Source organism: Pseudonocardia sp. WMMC193 (genome assembly GCF_021728735.1).
In the GTDB taxonomy this organism is placed as follows: Bacteria; Actinomycetota; Actinomycetes; order Mycobacteriales; family Pseudonocardiaceae; genus Pseudonocardia; species Pseudonocardia oroxyli.
Map to the genome: position 1 here is coordinate 160,734 of NZ_JAKKDO010000003.1, position 18,390 is coordinate 179,123.

The window sequence follows — 18,390 nt, forward strand, 5'->3', positions numbered from 1 at the left end:
TGGTGCGCGTGTCGCAGCCGACGGGATCGAGGCGCCGCTCCGGGTTGGTCGTGGTCGTCCTCTGCTTCCTGACGATCGTGTTCGACGGTTACGACCTGATCGTCTACGGCTCGGCCGTGCCCAGCCTGCTCGCCGAGCCGGGCTGGGGCCTGGGCCCGGCGCAGGTGGGTGCGATCGGCAGCTACGCGCTGGTGGGGATGCTGATCGGGGCCCTCGGGGCCGGCGTGCTGACCGACCGGATCGGGCGTCGTCGCATCATGCTGCTGGGCATCACCTGGTTCTCGGTGATGATGCTGGTGTGCGCGGTCGCGCCGAACCCGGCGGTGTTCGGGATCGTGCGGTTCCTCGCCGGACTCGGTCTGGGCGGGGTGATCCCGAGCGCGATCGCGCTGACCGTCGAGTACGCGCCGCGGGCGCGGCGGCAGCTGTTCAACGCGCTCATGTTCGTCGGGTACTCGGTCGGTGGCGTACTCGCCGCCGTGGTCGCCCTGGGGCTGGCCGCCGAACACGGCTGGCGGCCGCTGATGGCGATCGGCGCGGCGCCGCTGGTGCTGGTGTTGCCGCTGGCCTGGCGGTTCCTCCCCGAGTCGGTCGGGTACCTGCTGGCCCGGGGGCGCACGGCCGAGGCCGCGGCGCTGGCGGAGCGGTACGGCGTGGACCTCGCGGCGCTGCGGGCGGAGCAGCGGGTGGCGCGACCGGGGCCGAGCGCCCTGTTCCGACCGGGCCTGCTGAGCGCGACGATCCTGTTCGGCGCGGCGAGCTTCTGCGGGCTGCTGCTGGTCTACGGGCTCAACACCTGGCTGCCCCAGATCATGCGGCAGGCGGGCTACCCGCTGGGCTCGGCGCTGTCCTTCCTGCTGGTGCTCAACCTCGGCGCGATCGTCGGTGGCGTGCTCGCGTCCCTGCTGGCGGACCGGTTCGGACCGAAGCCGGTCACCGTGGCCGCGTTCGGCGCCGCCCTGCTCTGCCTGCTCGTGCTGAGCGTCGAGGTGGGGACCGGGCTGCTCTACGTGGCGGTCGCGGTGGCGGGTCTCGGGAGCGTCGGGACCCAGATCCTGGTCAACGGGTTCGTCGCCGTCCACTACCCGGCGCCGATCCGGGCCACCGCGCTCGGCTGGGCCCTCGGGGTCGGTCGGGCGGGCGCCATCGTCGGGCCGCTGTTCGGGGGCTGGGTCCTCGCCTCCGGCATCGGCTTCGAGTGGAACTTCTACGGGTTCGCGGTCCCCGCCCTGGCCGGCGCCCTGCTCATCGCCCTCGTCCCGCGGAGCCGCCCGGCGCCGTCCGACTCGAGCGCATCCGACCGCCCGACGACCTCGGGCCCGACGAAGGAGGAGACGACCGCATGACCGCGACCGTCCCGGAGATCACCCCGCAGGAGCAGGAGCAGCTCGACGAGCTGTACCGCGACTTCGCGGCGGCCCACATGACGCCGCTCTGGACGCAGATCGGCGGGCTGATGCCGACCACGCCCCGTCCGGACTCGGTGCCGTTCCTGTGGCGCTGGTCGACCCTGCTGCCGCTGGCGGAGAAGGCGGGCGAGCTGGTGCCGGTCGGCCGCGGCGGCGAGCGGCGCGCGATCGCGCTGGCCAACCCCGGCCTGCCCGGCACGCCCTACGCCACCCCCACGCTGTGGGCCGCGATCCAGTACCTCGGCCCGCGCGAGGAGGCTCCCGCGCACCGCCACACCCAGACCGCGTTCCGGTTCGTCGTCGAGGGCGAGGGAGTGTGGACCAACGTGGAGGGCGACCCTGTCGCCATGCGCCGCGGGGACCTGCTGCTCACCCCGGGCATGCACTTCCACGAGCACCACAACACCACCGACCGGCCCATGGCCTGGATCGACGGGCTGGACATCCCGCTCGTCCGCACGATCGACGCGTCCTTCTTCGAGTTCGGCCCGGACGAGCTCGCCACCAGGGAGACCCCGCAGGCCTCCCGCAACGAACGGCTGTGGGGCCACCCCGGCCTCACCCCGGTCGGCGCGCCGACCCCGAAGGCCTCCCCGCTGATGGCCTACCGCTGGGTGCACACCGACGCGGCGCTGACCGCCCAGCTGGAGCTCGAGTCCGAGGGCCATCCCGGCGTCGTCGAGCCCGGGCACGCGGTGGTGCGGTTCACCAACCCGGCCACCGCCGGGGACTGCCTGTCCACCATGCGCTGCGAGATGCACCGGCTGCGGGCGGGCACGTCCACCGGGACGACCCGGACCGCCGGCTCGTCGGTGTGGCAGGTCTTCGAGGGATCCGGCGTCGTCACCGTCGGCGACGAACGCTACGAGGTCGGGCGGGGCGACCTGTTCTGCGTGCCCTCCTGGGCGGGCCTGGCGCTGGACACCGACTCCGGGCTGGACGCCTTCCGCTACTCCGACGAGCCCGTCTTCGAGGCCCTCGGCCTCGCCCGCACCGCACGAGAGGACCGTTCGTGAAGCTCGCGACCATCCGCACCGCCACCGGGACCGCCGCCGTCCGGGTGGACGACGAGGGCGACGACCGCGCCGCGGTCGAACTGGGCGCCGCGGACCTGGGCGACTTCCTCGCCCGGCCGGACTGGAAGGCCGCCGCCGCATCCGCCGACGGGCCCCGCCACGACCTGGGGAGCCTGGACTACGCCACCCTCGTGGCGCGGCCGGAGAAGGTGTTCTGCGTCGGCCTGAACTACCGCACGCACATCCTGGAGATGGGCCGCGAGCTGCCGGAGTACCCGGCGCTGTTCGCGAAGTTCGCCCGCGCGCTGGTCGGCGCGTACGACCCGGTCGAGCTGCCCGCCGGGTCGCAGCAGGTGGACTGGGAGGCCGAGCTGGGCGTGGTGATCGGCGCCGAGGTCCGGCACGCCACCCCGGAGCAGGCGGCCGCCGCGATCGCCGGCTACACCGTGGTCAACGACGTGACCGCCCGGGACTTCCAGTACCGCTCCGTGGAGTGGTTGCAGGGCAAGACCTTCGAGCGCAGCACCCCGGTCGGGCCGTGGCTGGTCACCGACGTCGAGCCGGGGGAGATCTCCTGCGAGGTCGACGGGGACGTCGTGCAGAAGGCCGACACGTCGGACCTGGTGTTCGGGCCCGCGGCGCTCGTCGCCTACATCTCGCAGATCATCACGCTGGTGCCGGGGGACGTCATCGCCACGGGCACCCCGGGCGGGGTCGGGCACGCCCGCACGCCCGCCCGCTACCTCACCGAGGGCTCGGAGCTGGTCACCCGGGTCGAGGGCGTGGGGGAACTGCGCAACACGCTCGTGGCGGGCACGCCGTGAGGGTCGCCGTCGCAGGCGGCGGCCCGGGCGGGCTGTTCTTCGCCACCCTGATCCGCCGGGCCGACCCGTCCGTCGAGGTCACCGTCTTCGAACGCAACAGGGCGGACGACACCTTCGGCTTCGGTGTCGTGTTCTCCGACCGCACCCTGGCCGGGATCCACGAGGCCGACCCGGTGCTGCGCCAGGCGCTGACCGACCACGGCACGCACTGGGACGACATCGAGGTCCGCCTCAAGGGCGAGCGCATCCGCTGCGGCGGCAACGGCATGGCCGCGGTCGTGCGCCGGACGCTGCTGGCGTTGATGCAGGCCCGCGCCCGGGACGTCGGGGCCGAGCTGCGCTTCGCCACCGAGGTCACCCTGGACGACCTCGCGGACTACGACCTGGTGGTGGCCGCGGACGGCACCGGGTCCAAGATCCGCACGCAGCTGGAGGCGGACCTCGGTGTCGAGGTCGAGACCGCCACCGCCAAGTTCATCTGGTTCGGCACCGACTACCTCTTCGACGGGCTGACCTTCGTCCATGAGCGCAGCCCGGACGGCGTCTTCGCCGTCCACGGTTACCCGATCTCCGACGAGGTCTCGACGTTCATCGTGGAGACCGACGAGGCCTCGTGGCGCCGGGCCGGGCTCGACGAGTTCGACGTGACCCAGCCGCCCGGGCCCAGCGACCTGACGACCCAGGCCTACCTGGAGAAGCTGTTCGCCGACCAGATCGACGGCAGCAGGCTGCTGACGAACAACTCCCGCTGGGGCAACTTCCGCACCCGCCGCACGCGGCGCTGGCACACCCTCGCGCCGCGGCCGGTGGCGCTGCTCGGGGACGCCGTGCACACCGCCCACTTCTCGGTCGGCTCGGGTACCAAGATGGCCATGGAGGACGCGGTCGCGCTGTCCGCGGCGCTCGCCGAGCACCCGGGCGACCTCGCCGCCGCGCTGGCCGCCTACGAGGCGGCCGCCCAGCCCTCGGTCCGCCGGATCCAGGACTCGGCCCGGCCGAGTCTGGCCTGGTGGGAGCACTTCGGCGAATACCACGACGCCTTCGAGCCGTGGCAGTTCGCCTACCACTTCCTGTCCCGCAGCATCACCGACTCCCGGCTCGCCCACCGCGCCCCGGACTTCGTCGCCGCCAGCCACCGCGGCTGGGTGGACGTCCACGGCGCGGAGCCGCTGCAGACCGCGTTCCGCAACCACGGCTGGTCCGCGCCCGGCCGGATCGTGACCGTGCGATCCGACGGCGGCGTCCCGGCCGAGGTGGCCGGGCTCCGGTTGGGCGAACCCGGCCCGGGGCCGTGGGGTGCGGTCGTCGAGGCCCCCGCGGGCGAGGCGGACCTGCCCGCGGTCGAGGCCCGCCTGCACGCGCTGGTCCAGGAGGACCCGGTCCTCGTCGCCGTGCACGGCGGTACCGCCCTGACCCGCATGCTGGTCTGCGAGCAGGCCCGGCTGCGGGCCGGGATCCCGGCGCTGCTGGTCGACCCGGACGCCGTCGGACCCGAGCCGGACGACGCCACCCGCGACCGCGCACTCACCACGGTGCTCTCCGGCCGCGCCGACCTCGTGGGGGTGCCCGCGTGACGAGCACCGTGCCCCGCACCGGCACCACCGGGCTCACCCCGCTGTTCGCCCCGCGCGGGATCGCCGTCGTCGGGGCCTCCCGCAACCCGGGCAAGCTCGGTGCGGCCCTGGTGCGCTCGCTCGACGGGTTCGCCGCCGCGGGCGGGAACCTCGCGCTGGTCAACGCCCGGGACGAGACGATGCACCCCTCGGTCGCCGCGGCGGCCGCGGCGGGCCCGGTGGACCTCGCCATGGTGTGCGTCCCCGCCGCGGCCTGCCCGGACGTGCTCGCGGACGCCGCGGCCGCGGGCGTCGGCGCCGCCGTGATCTGCGGTGGCGGGTTCGCCGAGGCGGGCGGCCCCGGCGTCGGGTACCAGGCGGAGCTGGACCGGATCGTCACCGAGACCGGGATCCGGCTGCTCGGCCCCAACACCAGCGGCTTCCTCGCCCCGCACGCGGACCTGACCGCGAGCTTCGTCCCGGGGGTGGCCCAGGTCCGGCCGGGTCGCGTCGCCGTGGTGGCCGCCAGCGGCGGGGTGAACCACGCCCTGGCGTTCCTGCTGACCGAGGCGGGCCACGGGATCAGCCTCGCCGTCGGGATCGGGAACGGGGTGGACGTGGCCGCCCCGGAGGTGCTCGAGCACCTCGTGGACGACCCGCACACCGGCGCCGTGGCCCTGCACGTCGAGTCGGTGGCGGACGGTCCGCGGCTGGTGGCGGCCGTGCGGGCCCTCAGCGCCCGGACACCCGTGGTCGCGCTCGTCGTGGGCCGCCACGACGTCGGAGCGTTCGCCGCCTCCCACACCGGCGCCCTGGCCACCTCCTGGCGGACCACGCGCGCGGCGCTGGCGCAGGCCGGGGCGGTGCTGGTCGCCGACGAGCGCGAGCTGGTGGACGCCGTCGGGGCGCTCTCCGTCACCCGCGCCCGGCCCGCCCGGGACCCGGGCGTCGGGGTGGTCACCGCGCAGGCGGGCCCCGGCCTGCTGCTGCTCGACGACCTGCGCGGACGCCGCAGCCGGGTCCCCGAGCTGACCGCCGCGACCCGGGAGACGCTGGCCACCCTGCTCCCGCCGCTGACCTACCAGGCCAACCCCGTCGACACGGGCCGCCCCGGCCCGGAGCTGGGGCGGGTCTTCCGGGCCGTGGCCGCCGATCCCCAGGTGGACGTGGTCGCGGGCTACGCGCTGCACGAGCCGGACGCCGTCGACCTGGTCGCGGCGGCCGCCGAGGGACGGGTCGCGGACGTGCCCGTCGTGCTCGGCGTCGGCGGGACCGGAGCCGCCGTCACGCAGGCCCGCAGGGCGCTGCTCGACGCCGGGATCGCCGTCGCGGGCGAACCGCGTGGGGTGGCCGCCGCCGTCGGGGCGCTGCTCGCGGACGCCCGGTCCCGTGCCCGCCGGGTCGGGGCCGCGATCCCCGCGCAGGGTCCGGTCGGCGTCGCCGGCGCCCACGACGAGGACCAGGCCAAGACACTGCTGGGTCGGATGGGGATCGCCACGCCGCCCCGGCGCGTCTGCACCGACCGGGCGGGCGCGCACGCCGCACTCGCCGAGCTCGGCGGCCGGGTCGCGGTGAAGATCCTCGACGCGGCCGTGCTGCACAAGACCGAGATCGGGGGCGTCCACCTCGGCATCACCGACGCCGCCGGGCTCGACGCCGCCCTCGACCGGCTCGACGGCATCGGCGCCACCCGCTACCTCGTCGAGGCCATGGCCGCGCCCGGGGTCGACCTCGTCCTGGGCGCGCGCCGCGATCCCGTCTTCGGGCCGCTCCTGCTCCTCGGGCTCGGCGGCACGACCGCCGAGGCCCTGGCCGACGTGGCCATCCGGCTCGCGCCGCTCAGCCCCGACGAGGCCGCGGAGATGTCCGCCGAGCTCGCCGGGCACGCCCTGCTCGAGGGCTGGCGCGGCGGACCCGTCCTCGACCCGGCCGCGCTCGGTCGGACCGCCGCGCGCCTCGGGGACCTCCTCGTCGCGAACCCCGGTCTGGACGAGGTCGAGGTCAACCCGCTCCGACTCACCCCCGACGGCCTGCTCGCGCTCGACGCCGTCGTCGTGACCCGTCCGACCCCGAGGGAGGCCGCCGATGCCCACCCCCATCCGTGACCACACCGTCCCGTGGCCCGCGCCGCTCGCCGACGAGTACGTGGCGAAGGGCTACTGGGCGGGGCTGGCGCTCGGCACCGCGCTGCGTGCGGTGGCGGACGCACGACCCGACGCGCCCGCTCTCGTGGACGCCGCCGCGGGGCTGCGGTGGAGCCACCGCGAGCTGGCCGACCGGGCCGACGCCGCCGCGACCCGGCTGCTCGAGCTCGGGCTGCACCGGGGCGACCGGATCGTGGTGCAGCTGGGCAACGGCTGGGAGTTCGTGGCCCTCACCCTCGCGTGCCTGCGGGCCGGGATCGTCCCGGTCATGGCCCTGCCCGCGCACCGCCGCACCGAGCTCGCGTATCTCGCCCGGCACGCCGAGGCGACCGCGATCGCGGTGCCGGACCGGATGCGGGACTTCGACCACCAGGCCCTCGCCCACGAGCTCGCCGAGGACGTCCGGGAGGTCACCGGCGGGCCGTGGCACGTGCTCGTCGCGGGGGAGGACGTGGCCCCGGGCAGCGTCGACCTGCGCGCGCTCTGCGCGCCCGGGCCGTCGACCGCGCTGCCGCCCCCGGACAGCCGGGACGTGGCGGTCTTCCTGCTCTCCGGCGGGACGACCGGGCTGCCCAAGCTGATCGCCCGGACCCACGACGACTACCTGTACAACGCCCGCCGCAGCGCGGAGCTGGCCGCGGTCGACGCGGACACCCGCTACCTCGTCAGCCTCCCGGCGGGTCACAACTTCCCGCTGGCCTGCCCGGGGATCCTCGGCGCGCTGCTGGCGGGCGGCCGGGTCGTGACCCTCCCGTCGCCGGAACCAGGCCGCGCCTTCGCGACCGTCGCCGCCGAGGGGGTCACCCACACCGCCGTGGTCCCCGCCGTGGCCGGACGCTGGCTCGACCACGCCGCCGAGCACGGCAACGCCGAGCTCGGGACGCTGCGCGTGCTCCAGGTCGGCGGCGCCCGCCTGGCCGACGAGCTGGCCCGCAGGGTGACCCCGCAGCTGGGGGCCACCCTGCAGCAGGTCTTCGGCATGGCCGAGGGCCTGCTCAACGTCACCCGCCTGGACGACCCGGCCGACGTGATCTGCGGGACCCAGGGCAGGCCCATGTGCCCCGACGACGAGGTGCGCCTCGTCGACGAGCTCGACCGCGATGTGCCCGAGGGCGCGCCGGGATCGCTCCTGACCCGCGGGCCCTACACCCCGCGGGGCTACTACAAGGCCGCCGAGCAGAACGCCCGCGCGTTCACCGAGGACGGCTGGTACCGCTCCGGGGACATCTGCAGGCGCACCCCGGACGGCGACCTGATCGTCGAGGGACGCGACAAGGACATGATCAACCGGGGCGGGGAGAAGATCTCCGCGGAGGAGGTCGAGAACCTCGTCTACCAGCTCCCGGCCGTCGCCCAGGTCGCCGCCGTCGCCATGCCGGACGCGCAGCTGGGGGAGCGGGTCTGCGTCTACGTCGTGCCGCGGCCCGGCGCGACGGTGACCCTCGAGGAGATCCGCGCCTCGATGGACGCGATCGGGGTGGCCCGCTTCAAGCTGCCCGAGCACCTGGTGCTCGTCGACGAGCTGGCCGCGACCAAGGTCGGCAAGATCGACAAGAAGGCCCTCCGCGCGGACATCGCCGACCGACTCAGCGGAGCGCCCGCATGAGCGGCAGGCACGACACCGCGGCGACCCTGCCGTGGATGCGGGAGGGCACCGCGCACCTGCTCGCGGTCGTCGAGAAGCGGACGGACACCGAGCTCGCCCGCCCGACCGCGCTGCCGGGCTGGACCGGGGCGCACGTCGTGGGGCACGTGGCCCGCAACGCCGAGGCCCTGACCCGGCTCGCCACCTGGGCGCGGACCGGCGTCGAGACACCCATGTACGCCGACCCCGCCCAGCGGGCCGCGGAGATCGACCGCTCCGCCGGACTGCCGGCCGCCACGCTGCGCCGGGACCTGGCCGAGACGGCGGCGCGGCTCGACGAGGCGCTCGACGCGCTGACCCCCGACCAGTGGCGGGCGCAGGTGCGCAGCGCGCTCGGCCGCGCCATCCCGGCGGCCGAGGTCCCCTGGATGCGCATCCGGGAGGTCTGGCTGCACGCCGTCGACCTGGGGGCCTCGGTCGACGACCTTCCGCCCGGCGTCGTCGATCTCCTGCTCGACGACGTCGGCGCGGCCCTGTCCGCCAAGGACGACTGCCCCGCGGTGGTCCTCACCCCGACCGACCGCGACCGCACGTGGACCCTCGGCGCGCCCGACGGCGCCGACCGGGCGGTGGCCGTACGCGCCCCCGCCGCCGAGCTGGCGGGCTGGCTCACCGGCCGCGTCCCGGCTCCCGACCGACCCGCGCTGCCGCGCTGGCTCTGAGCTCGTCTCCCGACATCCGCACTGCCCAACGAAGGGTGAACCCATGTCCGACCTCACGACCGGCACCACGACCTCCGCGGACGGCACGACCCTCGGCTACCTGAGCCGAGGTTCGGGTCCCGCGCTCGTCATCACCCACGGCAGCGTGGCCACGAAGGAGCAGTGGCTGCCCGCCCTCGACCACCTCGCCGCCGACTTCACCTGCTTCGTCCACGACCGGCGCGGACGCGGCGACTCCCCCGACTCGGGCGACGCCGCCGACTACGACCTCTCGGCCGAGGTCGCGGACATCGCCGCGATGATGGCGGTGGCCGGGCCGGGCGCCCACCTGCTCGGGCACTCCTTCGGCGCCCTCTGCACGCTCGCCTTCGCCGAGAAGCGCGGGCTGGACGGCACCCTGGTGCTCTTCGAGCCGCCGCTCGCCGTCGACGGGCCGGTCGCGGGTGCGGGGCTCGCCACCTACCGGGAGCTGGTCGAGGCGGGCGACCTCGACGCCGCCTTCGAGTTCGCGCTGGTCAACTTCGTCCGCGTGCCCGCCGAAGCGATCCCCGAGATCCGCAAGACCCCGCTCTGGGAGGCCTGTGTGCCGCTGACCCCGACCTGGGTGCGCGAGCTCGAGCAGATCGACGCGCTGGGCGCCGACCTCACCCACTACTCCGCGATCACCGCGCCCACCCACCTCATCGCGGGCACCGCGACGACGCCCTTCCTCTACCGGTCCGCGCACACCCTCGTGGACGTCGTCCCGAAGGCGACCGTCACCGACCTCCCCGGCCTGGACCACTTCGCCCACCTCGTGGATCCGCAGGGCTTCGCCGCCGTGGTCCGCGCCGCGGTGTCGTAGGAGGAGCGGGCCGCGGTCCCCGTGCTCGACCGCGGCCTTCGAGGCCGGCGCTCGGCCGAGCCCCGCGGCGCGCCCGTGTTGCCGGGCGCGCCGCACTCGGTCAGGACTCGACCTCGACGATGGTGGCGCCCGCCGCGGCGTTCTGGACGGACTCGGCGCCCTTCTTGGCGTTGGACTTGGACTCGTACGCCTCGCCGGAGGCGACGATCTGGCCGTTGGAGGCCTTGAGCCGGAAGCGGTACTTCCCGGCGCGGTCCTGGTAGATCTCGAACTTGCCTGCCATCGGCTTCTCCTGTCTGCAGTGGACGAGCAGTAACCGGCGCCAGACTAGGCCGAATGGCCTAACGCGGCAGGGTGGAGTGTCGGGCGAGCGCCCGGGTGGCCCGCCGACGGCGCGACCGTGCACACACAGACAAGGAATCCCGCACGCAGATCCTCGTCGCGGCCCACCCTCCACTGCAGACTGCGGCTGGGCGCAACCGGATCTCCGGACCCGCTGCACCCGGTGGTCCGAGGGGCGGGCCGCGGACCACTTCGACAAGACCGACGGCAAGGACCGCGAGCTGGCCGACATCACCAAGGTCTACGCGTCGGAGCTGTCCGTGCAGACCGTCTACGACGCCATGCGGCTGGTCGGCGTCGACGGCTACGGGGACAAGACGCCGATCGCGGGGATCATGCAGGACGTCCTGTGCTTCCCGGTCTACGACGGCGGCAACATGGGGGTGCGGCGCCGCGCGCTGCACGAGCAGCTCATGGAGCCCAGCTACGACCACCTCGCCCTCGCGGAGAACCGGCTCTCCACGGGCACCTGACGAGCGGCGCGACGCGGACGGCGTGCGGGCGGATCGCCCGCACGCCGTCGTCGTGTCGGCGGGCCGACGGTCGGAGACACACCTGTCCCGCCAAGACAATGCCGTCGGAGAGTTTTATCTGCGCGGTCCATCGGCGAGGCTGTGATCTCAGGGCACTGTGACCAGCGCAACGCCAAGGCGCGGTGTCGGCCGCGGGGCGGCGACGTGAGACCCCAGTTCAAGGAGGAACTCTGATGGCCGAGGTGCTGGCCGAGGGCTACAACGTCTTCGACACCGGTAAGTCCCCGAGTGGGACGGTCAAGTATCTGTCCTCGCCCGCGGACGTGATCGCCCTGATCCAGTCCGGCAAGCTCGCCGAGCACATCCTCCTGGTGCAGGGCGGGACGACCACCTTCCTGGCCCCGGCGCTCAGTATGGGCGCGATCGGTGTGATCACGATGTCCGGCGCGCCCGAGTCCCACCTCGGGATCCTGTCGCGCGAGTTCCAGACCCCCTGCGTGATGACGGCCTACCTGACCTCCTCCGAGTCGCGCTACGTCGTCGGCAGCACCCCGCCGGAGCACTTCGACGAGATCGCCAAGGCGCTCGACGGGCGCAAGGTCCGGCTGGACTGCACCGACCACGAGGTCGGACGCGTCGTCGCGGACGACTGACCGCCGCCGCCCACCCGCCACCCAGCCGAGCCCGAGACACAGGAGCCAGTCAATGACGACGACCGAGGGCAAGCGCGCCAGCTACAAGAAGCGGTACGAGGACGGCGACGACGGCCTCCGCTTCCAGGACCTCACCTACACCGGCAACTTCGTCGGCCTCGAGCCCGTCACGGACGGCATCAAGGGCGACAAGATGCTCAAGGCCCGGGCCAGGAGCAAAGTGCTCGAGAAGGTCTCCAGGGACGACGTGCTGAACCCGCAGTTCAGCATCGACGAGCTCAACGACCTGAACAACTACCTCGCCTGGAACATCTGGGACGTGCTGGTCATGCGCGCCACCGAGGGCGTGAGCGGCATGATCCCACGCCAGGAGTACGAGATCCTGGCCTTCATGCACGAGTTCTACCGGTGGCCGGAGATCCTGCGCATGACGACCGACGAGGTCGGCGCGCAGGGCGTCCTGGACATCGGGGCCTCCGCGCGCCGGGAGATCGGCACCAAGGTCAACTCCGTGCACGACTGGTGCATCGGCGCCGTCGGGTTCGGCATGGGGCGCTGCGGCCTGCTCGCCCTGGAGGCCATCGGGCCGGACGACTACGTCGCCGAGTCCAACGAGATCCTCAAGTTCATGCAGCGCGTGCTGTGGGGCAAGCGGCAGGACGGGTTCATCCTCAACAGCCAGGACCGCTACCGCTGCCGCATCCACGAGCAGGACTTCCTCGACCAGCTCGTCGGGCAGATCGAGACCCTCGAGCCGAACAGCCCGAAGCACCAGTCGTTCACCCAGTTCAACGCGGCCACCGAGCTGCTGGCCTTCCTGCACCACTACGACAACCGGCTCGGCCTGGGGGACACCGGCCCCTACGAGCTGCCCGACGGCAACCTGCTCATCCTGCGGGACCTGTTCGTCAACGAGGAGATCTACCACTGGTCGGACGTGAGCGAGGACGCGGGCCTGCCCTACTCCTACACCCTCGCCATGATCATCGACCCGGAGAAGATGGGCCTCGAGGAGATCCGGGTCAACGACATCTCCACGACCTTCACCCGGCCCAAGAACTACATCGAGGCCATCATCGGCGGGGCCGTGTTCTCGCGCCGGAAGTGGGACACCCCGATGGGCGAGGTGAACCCGATCAAGATCGACGATCTGGCGGAGCACCTCGGCCGCGTGCAGCAGGCCACGCTGAAGCTGTACACCAAGACCTCGAAGATGTGCCGCCGAGACCTGATCTGGAACGGCCAGTACGTCTACTACATCGACATGATCCTGCCGCACCTGCGCAAGGCCGGGACGTACGAGAAGGCCGTGCGGGACTACGACCTCTGGGAGATCGACCAGCGGGTGTCCAACTACTACTACGACATCACCAAGCGCGGGTTCGCGCAGGAGACCGTGCCGTCGAAGATCTTCTCCGGCGCCGGCTACCTGCCCTTCTCCGACAAGGCGAACCTGCGCAGCTCCAAGGGCCGCTGGCTCTGAGGTCCGCTTCCCCCGGACGGCGCGGCAGCCCCCTCTGCCGCGCCGTCCGGTCCTGTCCCGAAGGGCATCCCATGACCCCACTCGTGTTGGACAAGACCGACTACGACGTCCTCAACGTCGTGGCGCTGAAGAAGATGGCCTCCCCGCAGGTCGTCGCCGCGGCCTCCGGCATCGGCGCGGAGAAGGTCGAGGCGGTCCTCGCCGGGCTCGCCGACCAGGGACTCGTCGTGGTCGCCGCCGGGTCGGCGCTGCCCACCGACGAGGCCGAGCCGGCGTTGAAGGCGGCCGCCGACGAGCACTACCGCGTGGTCCGCGAGGACGCGGGCGTCGGCGAGCTCGTCGACCGGTTCGAGACGGTGAACACCCAGTTCCTGACCACCATGTCGGCCTGGCAGCAGATCGACGTGGGCGGCCGGAAGGTCGCGAACGACCACTCGGACTCCGAGTACGACGACAAGATCATCGGCAGGCTCGACAAGCTGATCGCCCGGCTCGGGCCGCTGCTCGATGCGCTCGCCGAGCACGATCCGCGCTTCGCGCGCTATCCCACGCGCTTCGCCACGGCGGTCGACGGCATCGACCAGGGTCGCCACGAGCTGGTGTCCTCGCCGACGCTGGACTCCGTGCACAACATCTGGTTCGAGTTCCACGAGGACCTGCTGCGCACGCTGGGCAGGGAACGGAAGGAATGAGCACGACCGTGACGAGCCCCTCGGACACGTCGTTCACCCTGGCCTTCGCCGAGGCCGATCCCGCGGACGTCGACCGGCTCGGCGGCAAGGGGAGCGGCCTGGCCCGCATGACGCAGCAGGGTCTGCGGGTGCCGCCCGGGTACGTGATCGGAACCGGTGCCTGCCGCAGCTACCTGCGCGAGAAGGCGATGCCGGCAGGCCTGGCGGACGAGGTGTTCGCCCGGCTGGCGGCGCTGGAGGCGCAGGCGGGCAAGACGTTCGGCGGCGGGCCGCTCCCGCTGCTGCTGTCCGTCCGCTCCGGTGCGCCGATCTCGATGCCGGGCATGATGGACACGATCCTCAACCTCGGCCTGAACCGGGCCGCGGCCGTGGCGCTCGCCGAGGCCACCGGAGACAGCCGCTTCGTCGCCGACCTGATCGCCCGCTTCCACGCCATGTACTCGGAGACGGTGCTGGGCGCGCTCGACCCGGGGGAGGGGATCGGCGCCCTGGTGGACGCCGTCGAGCAGGACGAGGACCCGGGCGCGGTCTACGACCGCGTCTGGGCGGCCTGCGAGCAGGCCCTCGCGGACGACACCGGGGACTCCGTGCCCGCCGAGCCGCGAGACCAGCTGCTCGGCGCCGTCGAGGCGGTCTTCCGTTCGTGGAACACCCGCCGCGCCCGCACCTACCGGGACTTCCACACGATCCCCCACGACCTTGGGACCGCCGTCGTGGTGCAGTCCATGGTCTTCGGCAACCTGTCGGCCGACTCGGGCTCCGGCGTGGTGTTCACCCGCAACCCGGTGACGGGCGAGCCCGGTCTGTTCGGGGAGTACCTCGCGCACAGCCAGGGTGAGGACGTCGTCGCCGGGACCCGCACGCCGGACCCGGTCGTCGAGGCACTGGCGGCGCCGGTGCTCGACGAGCTGCGCAGCACCTGCGCCGACCTCGAGAAGGCCCAGGGGGACGTCCTGGACATCGAGTTCACCGTCGAGCGGTCCGTCCTGTACCTCCTGCAGGTCCGCAGCGCCAAGCGCACACCGGAGGCGGCGGTGCGGATCGCGGCGGACTTCCTCGCCGAAGGAGACGTCACGCCGGCGGCGGCGCTCCGCACCGTCACCCCGGACCAGGTCCGCCAGGTCCAGCGGCCCGGGTTCGACGAGGCCGAGGTGGCGCAGGCGCGCGCCGACGGCAGGCTCCTCACCACCGGGATCGGGGCCTGCCCCGGCCAGGTCGGCGGCACCCTCGTGCTCGACCCCGACCGGGCCAAGGACTGCGCGGACGCCGGCCGCGACGTCATCCTCGCCCGCGCCGTCACCAGCCCGGCGGACCTCCACGGCATGATCGCCGCCCAGGGCATCGTCACCGCGACCGGCGGCTCCACCAGCCACGCGGCCGTCGTGGCCCGCGCGCTCGGCACCGCGTGCGTCGTGGGCGCCGGGGCGATCGTCGTCGACGAGGCGGCGCGCACGCTGACCGTCGACGGCCGGGTGCTCTCCGAGGGAGACGAGGTGTCGCTCGACGGGGCGTCCGGCGAGCTGTTCACCGGCACCATCTCGACCTCGACCCCGGCCGCCGCCACCGGGGCGCTGGGCACGGTGCTGGCGAAAGCCGCGGACGCCTCGCGGTGCGGGATCCTCGCCCGGGTGACGCTCCCCGGCGACGTGCCGACGGCCCGAGAGGCGGGCGCGGTCGGCCTGGTCACGGCGGTCGACGACGTGCTGGCGGCGAACGGCCACCTCGACGGCCTGGTCCAGCAGCTGCTGGAGGGGGAGGGGAGCTTCGAGCGGATCACCGAGCTGATCGCCGAGGAGTTCACGCCCCTCCTCGCGGCCGCGGGGGACATCGAGGTGGGCGTCCGGGCGATCGACCTGGTCGCCGACGAGTCCCGGGAGCTGCTGCAGCAGACCGCGGTCACGACGCGGCACCCGCAGCTGTCCGTGCCCCTCGGGGTGCCCGCGCTGATCGAGGCCCAGCTCACCGGGCTGGCCACGGCGCTGGACCGGTCGCTGAGCCCGGCCCGGGTGCACCTGGCCGTCCGGCACCTCTCGGACCCGGCCGAGGCCGCGGCGTTGCGCGACCTCGCCGAGGCCGCGGGCGGCCGGATCACCGTCGGGCCCTACCTCACCAGCCCCCGCGCCGCCCGCGGCGCGGCCGGCCTCGCCGAGGCGAGCGGCGTGGTCTGGGTGGAGGCCCGTGCCCTGCAGTCCGCGGTGTTCGGCATCCCCGCCCGGCAGCTGTTGACCGCCGAACCGCTGGACGAGTACCTGCGCCGCGGGCTCCTGGCGATCGACCCGCGCACGACGCTCGATCCGGTCGTCCGGGAGCTGCTGGGCGCCGTCGCCGCCGCGCAGTCCGACGCCTGCCCGGTCGGGGTCCGGCTCACCGGCGAGGTCCCCCAGGACGCGGCCGCGCAGCTCTACGAGCTGGGTTTCCGGCGGTTCGCCGTCGACGCCGCCGAGGCCCGGCCGCTGATGCTCGCGCTGGGCAAGGCTGCGCTGGGCGGCTGAACCGCCCCGATCCGCCGGCTGCGCGGCCACTCCGGAACGAGGAGTCCGTCGCGCAGCCCGCGGATGTCGACGACACCGCAGGCCCGACCCGGCGCGGAGTCCACCGGGATCCCCGAGGGGGAACGGCCCCTCCACCGCGCGGGTCGGGTGCGCCCGTGTCAGCGCATCATCCGCGCCAGCGCCCGGAGCAGCTCGCCGTCGGACTCGTGGCGCGGCGCGGGGGCCGGGCCGGACCGGGGGAGCCGGGTCTCGGGCCACGAGCCACGATCGCGCTGCTGGTCCGCGGCCTCCCGGGTGCGGTCGCCGAACCCGTCCGCGGCCTGCTGCCGCCGCTCGCGCCGGATCCGCGCGGCCGCGGCGACGAGCGACTCGTCGATCACGTCGGCGGGCTCCCGCACGGGCTCGGAGCTGCTCGGCACGGCGCAGGCGCCGGTCGCGGCTGCCGCGTCGCCGAGCAGGTGCGCGACGATCTCCTGCGGCCACAGCGCGACGAACTCCGCGCCCGCCGCGGTCAGCGCCTCGACGGAGTGCATGCCCCAGGAGACGCCGACGACCCGGATCCCGACCTCGAGCGCGTCCCGGACGTCCCCCGCGGTGTCGGTGACCAGCACGGTGCCTGCCGGGTCCGGGGTGGGGCGGTCGCCCGCCTCGTCGTAGTCCGCGGCGCACCGGCGCCCGAACCCGCTGCCGGAGTCCGCGAGGAACGTGCGGATCGCGGTCTTCTTGTCCGGGGTCACGTCGCCGCCGAACACGTGCGCGAAGCAGAACGCGAGGTGGTTGTGGGTGAGGACCCGCCGCATGACGCCCATCGCGTTCGACGACATCACCGCGAGCGTCGCGTGGGAGGCCAGCCGCCGCACGACGTCGCTGACCCCGGGCACGAGGGGCGGCGTGTAGTCGCTGCGCAGCAGCGTCAGGAACGCGTCCTTCACCTCGTCGGCCTCGGCCTCGGTGCGGCAGAGCTTCGCGATCGACTCGTAGACGTTGCCGCGGAACAGGTCGAAGTACTGCTCCGGCTCGTCCACGCCCAGGTCGTAGCGGCGGTTGACCTGCTCGAAGATCTCCCAGGAGGCGATCCGGGTCTGGACGAGCGTCCCGTCCAGGTCGAAGATCACCGCCTGGACGGGCGGCAGGCCCGGCGCCACGTCAGGATCCCCTGTGGACGCGGTCGAACACTCGGCCGTAGACGGAACCGAGCTCGCCCATCCCCACGAAGTCCATGCACTCGCCGTACGCGGTCTGCCCGTCGAGGGTCCAGCGGAGCAGGCTGTTGTGGCCGACGACGCCCGGCTGCGACTGCCAGGGGAAGGTCGTCAGCGCCTCGCCCGCGGCCTCCCAGGTGCGGTCCTCGGTGTCGGTCACGGAGATCTCGATCCGCTCCGGGTAGAGGTGCGACCGCTGCGTGACACCGGAGCCCGCCTTGAGGCCCTTGAGCTTGCCGTGGTCGAGCACGTAGCCGTGGGTGAGCCGCAGGGGCGACTCGCCGTCCGGCCCGTTCTCGGTGTCGAAGTCGAACAGCCCGTGGACCAGCAGCTCCGGCCCGACGTGGGCGTGCATCCAGCTCAGCCGCGAGGTCTGCCGCTCGGCCCGCACCCCCCAGCTGTGGTCCATCGTGGACACGCAGTCGATCGGGGTGGTCACGCCGCGCAGCCGGATCTCGCCCTCGTAGTGCCCGCTCTGGTCGAAGTGCCCGGCGTAGGCGTGACCCCACGTCTTGGACATGTCCTTCTTCGCGGCCATCGGGTCCATGTCGGGGTCGTTGATGTCGTACGGCTCGTGCAGTGCCGTGTACCGGAAGCGGATCTCCAGGTCGGCGGCCGGGTCGGAGTAGCGGACGTCCCACACCTTGTTCGGGTCCGTCGCCACGACCTTGAGACCGTTGGCCAGCTCGTAGTCGAGCAGGTTCGACGGCTGGGGGACCACCAGGTGCTCCCAGGCGTCCCAGTAGTCGGCCTCCCACGGCGCCCGGACCCGCCTGCCGTTCACCGAGACCGTCGAGCCCACGACGCCGAGCGGCTCCCGGAACAGGCCGTAGATGCCGATGTTCAGCGGCCGGTCGGTGTCCTGCCCCGCGTAGAGGCCGAAGTAGTTGGTCTCCGCCCACAGCGGGTCGTCGCTGGTCGGAGCGTGGAACTGGGCATCCTCGGGACGGATCACC

General features: G+C 73.6%; 16 protein-coding genes. 13 read left to right on the forward strand and 3 right to left on the reverse strand.

Features of this window, described 5'->3' with window-relative positions; all coding sequences use genetic code 11:
- Positions 1 to 8 precede the first annotated feature (8 nt).
- The 8 genes from L3X23_RS02075 to L3X23_RS02110 are packed head-to-tail and all read left to right on the forward strand — an operon-like array spanning position 9 to position 10,097.
- The gene (locus tag L3X23_RS02075) at positions 9 to 1,346 is read left to right on the forward strand and encodes an aromatic acid/H+ symport family MFS transporter (protein ID WP_237190355.1); all 1,338 of its coding nucleotides are present in this window, start codon (positions 9 to 11) and stop codon (positions 1,344 to 1,346) included.
- The gene (locus L3X23_RS02080) at positions 1,343 to 2,425 is read left to right on the forward strand and encodes a cupin domain-containing protein (protein WP_237190356.1); all 1,083 of its coding nucleotides are present in this window, start codon (positions 1,343 to 1,345) and stop codon (positions 2,423 to 2,425) included. Before L3X23_RS02075 ends, L3X23_RS02080 begins: the two co-directional genes overlap by 4 nt.
- Positions 2,422 to 3,249 carry a fumarylacetoacetate hydrolase family protein gene (locus L3X23_RS02085; RefSeq protein WP_237190357.1) on the forward strand — a complete coding sequence of 276 codons (828 nt, stop codon included), beginning with the start codon at positions 2,422 to 2,424 and terminating at the stop codon, positions 3,247 to 3,249. The genes L3X23_RS02080 and L3X23_RS02085 overlap by 4 nt, the downstream gene beginning before the upstream one ends.
- Positions 3,246 to 4,823 (forward strand): FAD-dependent monooxygenase, encoded by a 1,578-nt coding sequence (locus L3X23_RS02090; protein ID WP_237190358.1) that lies wholly within the window; start codon positions 3,246 to 3,248, stop codon positions 4,821 to 4,823. Before L3X23_RS02085 ends, L3X23_RS02090 begins: the two co-directional genes overlap by 4 nt.
- Positions 4,820 to 6,907 (forward strand): acetate--CoA ligase family protein, encoded by a 2,088-nt coding sequence (locus tag L3X23_RS02095; RefSeq protein WP_237190359.1) that lies wholly within the window; start codon positions 4,820 to 4,822, stop codon positions 6,905 to 6,907. Before L3X23_RS02090 ends, L3X23_RS02095 begins: the two co-directional genes overlap by 4 nt.
- A complete protein-coding gene (locus tag L3X23_RS02100; RefSeq protein WP_237190360.1) occupies positions 6,888 to 8,552 on the forward strand; it encodes a (2,3-dihydroxybenzoyl)adenylate synthase in 1,665 nt (554 codons plus the stop codon). Before L3X23_RS02095 ends, L3X23_RS02100 begins: the two co-directional genes overlap by 20 nt.
- Entirely contained in the window at positions 8,549 to 9,253 is a 705-nt protein-coding gene (locus tag L3X23_RS02105) for a maleylpyruvate isomerase family mycothiol-dependent enzyme (protein WP_237190361.1), read from the forward strand. The genes L3X23_RS02100 and L3X23_RS02105 overlap by 4 nt, the downstream gene beginning before the upstream one ends.
- Positions 9,254 to 9,296: 43 nt before the next feature.
- Positions 9,297 to 10,097 carry an alpha/beta fold hydrolase gene (locus L3X23_RS02110; protein ID WP_237190362.1) on the forward strand — a complete coding sequence of 267 codons (801 nt, stop codon included), beginning with the start codon at positions 9,297 to 9,299 and terminating at the stop codon, positions 10,095 to 10,097.
- A 100-nt stretch (positions 10,098 to 10,197) separates the two neighbouring features.
- Here L3X23_RS02110 and L3X23_RS02115 read toward each other — a convergent pair whose 3' ends face one another.
- Complete coding sequence (locus tag L3X23_RS02115; RefSeq protein ID WP_237190363.1) at positions 10,198 to 10,380, reverse strand: DUF1508 domain-containing protein; 183 nt, start codon at positions 10,378 to 10,380, stop codon at positions 10,198 to 10,200.
- Between the two features lie 76 nt (positions 10,381 to 10,456).
- On the opposite strand from L3X23_RS02115, the gene L3X23_RS02120 reads away from it, so the two are divergent.
- The 5 genes from L3X23_RS02120 to L3X23_RS02140 all read left to right on the forward strand — a co-directional run bounded on the left by L3X23_RS02120 (position 10,457) and on the right by L3X23_RS02140 (position 16,232).
- Positions 10,457 to 10,912, forward strand: a complete 456-nt coding sequence (locus tag L3X23_RS02120) for an acyl-CoA dehydrogenase family protein (RefSeq protein ID WP_237190364.1) — start codon at positions 10,457 to 10,459, stop codon at positions 10,910 to 10,912.
- A 233-nt stretch (positions 10,913 to 11,145) separates the two neighbouring features.
- Positions 11,146 to 11,565 (forward strand): PEP-utilizing enzyme, encoded by a 420-nt coding sequence (locus L3X23_RS02125; RefSeq protein ID WP_237190366.1) that lies wholly within the window; start codon positions 11,146 to 11,148, stop codon positions 11,563 to 11,565.
- Between the two features lie 52 nt (positions 11,566 to 11,617).
- A complete protein-coding gene (locus tag L3X23_RS02130) occupies positions 11,618 to 13,048 on the forward strand; it encodes a hypothetical protein (RefSeq protein ID WP_237190369.1) in 1,431 nt (476 codons plus the stop codon).
- Positions 13,049 to 13,119: 71 nt separating this feature from the next.
- The gene (locus L3X23_RS02135; protein ID WP_237190373.1) at positions 13,120 to 13,740 is read left to right on the forward strand and encodes a hypothetical protein; all 621 of its coding nucleotides are present in this window, start codon (positions 13,120 to 13,122) and stop codon (positions 13,738 to 13,740) included.
- Positions 13,741 to 13,748: 8 nt separating this feature from the next.
- A complete protein-coding gene (locus tag L3X23_RS02140) occupies positions 13,749 to 16,232 on the forward strand; it encodes a pyruvate, phosphate dikinase (protein WP_237190376.1) in 2,484 nt (827 codons plus the stop codon).
- Positions 16,233 to 16,390: 158 nt separating this feature from the next.
- Here L3X23_RS02140 and L3X23_RS02145 read toward each other — a convergent pair whose 3' ends face one another.
- A complete protein-coding gene (locus L3X23_RS02145; RefSeq protein ID WP_237190378.1) occupies positions 16,391 to 17,377 on the reverse strand; it encodes an HAD family hydrolase in 987 nt (328 codons plus the stop codon).
- Between the two features lies 1 nt (position 17,378).
- Complete coding sequence (locus L3X23_RS02150; RefSeq protein WP_237190380.1) at positions 17,379 to 18,389, reverse strand: hypothetical protein; 1,011 nt, start codon at positions 18,387 to 18,389, stop codon at positions 17,379 to 17,381.
- Position 18,390 lies beyond the last annotated feature (1 nt).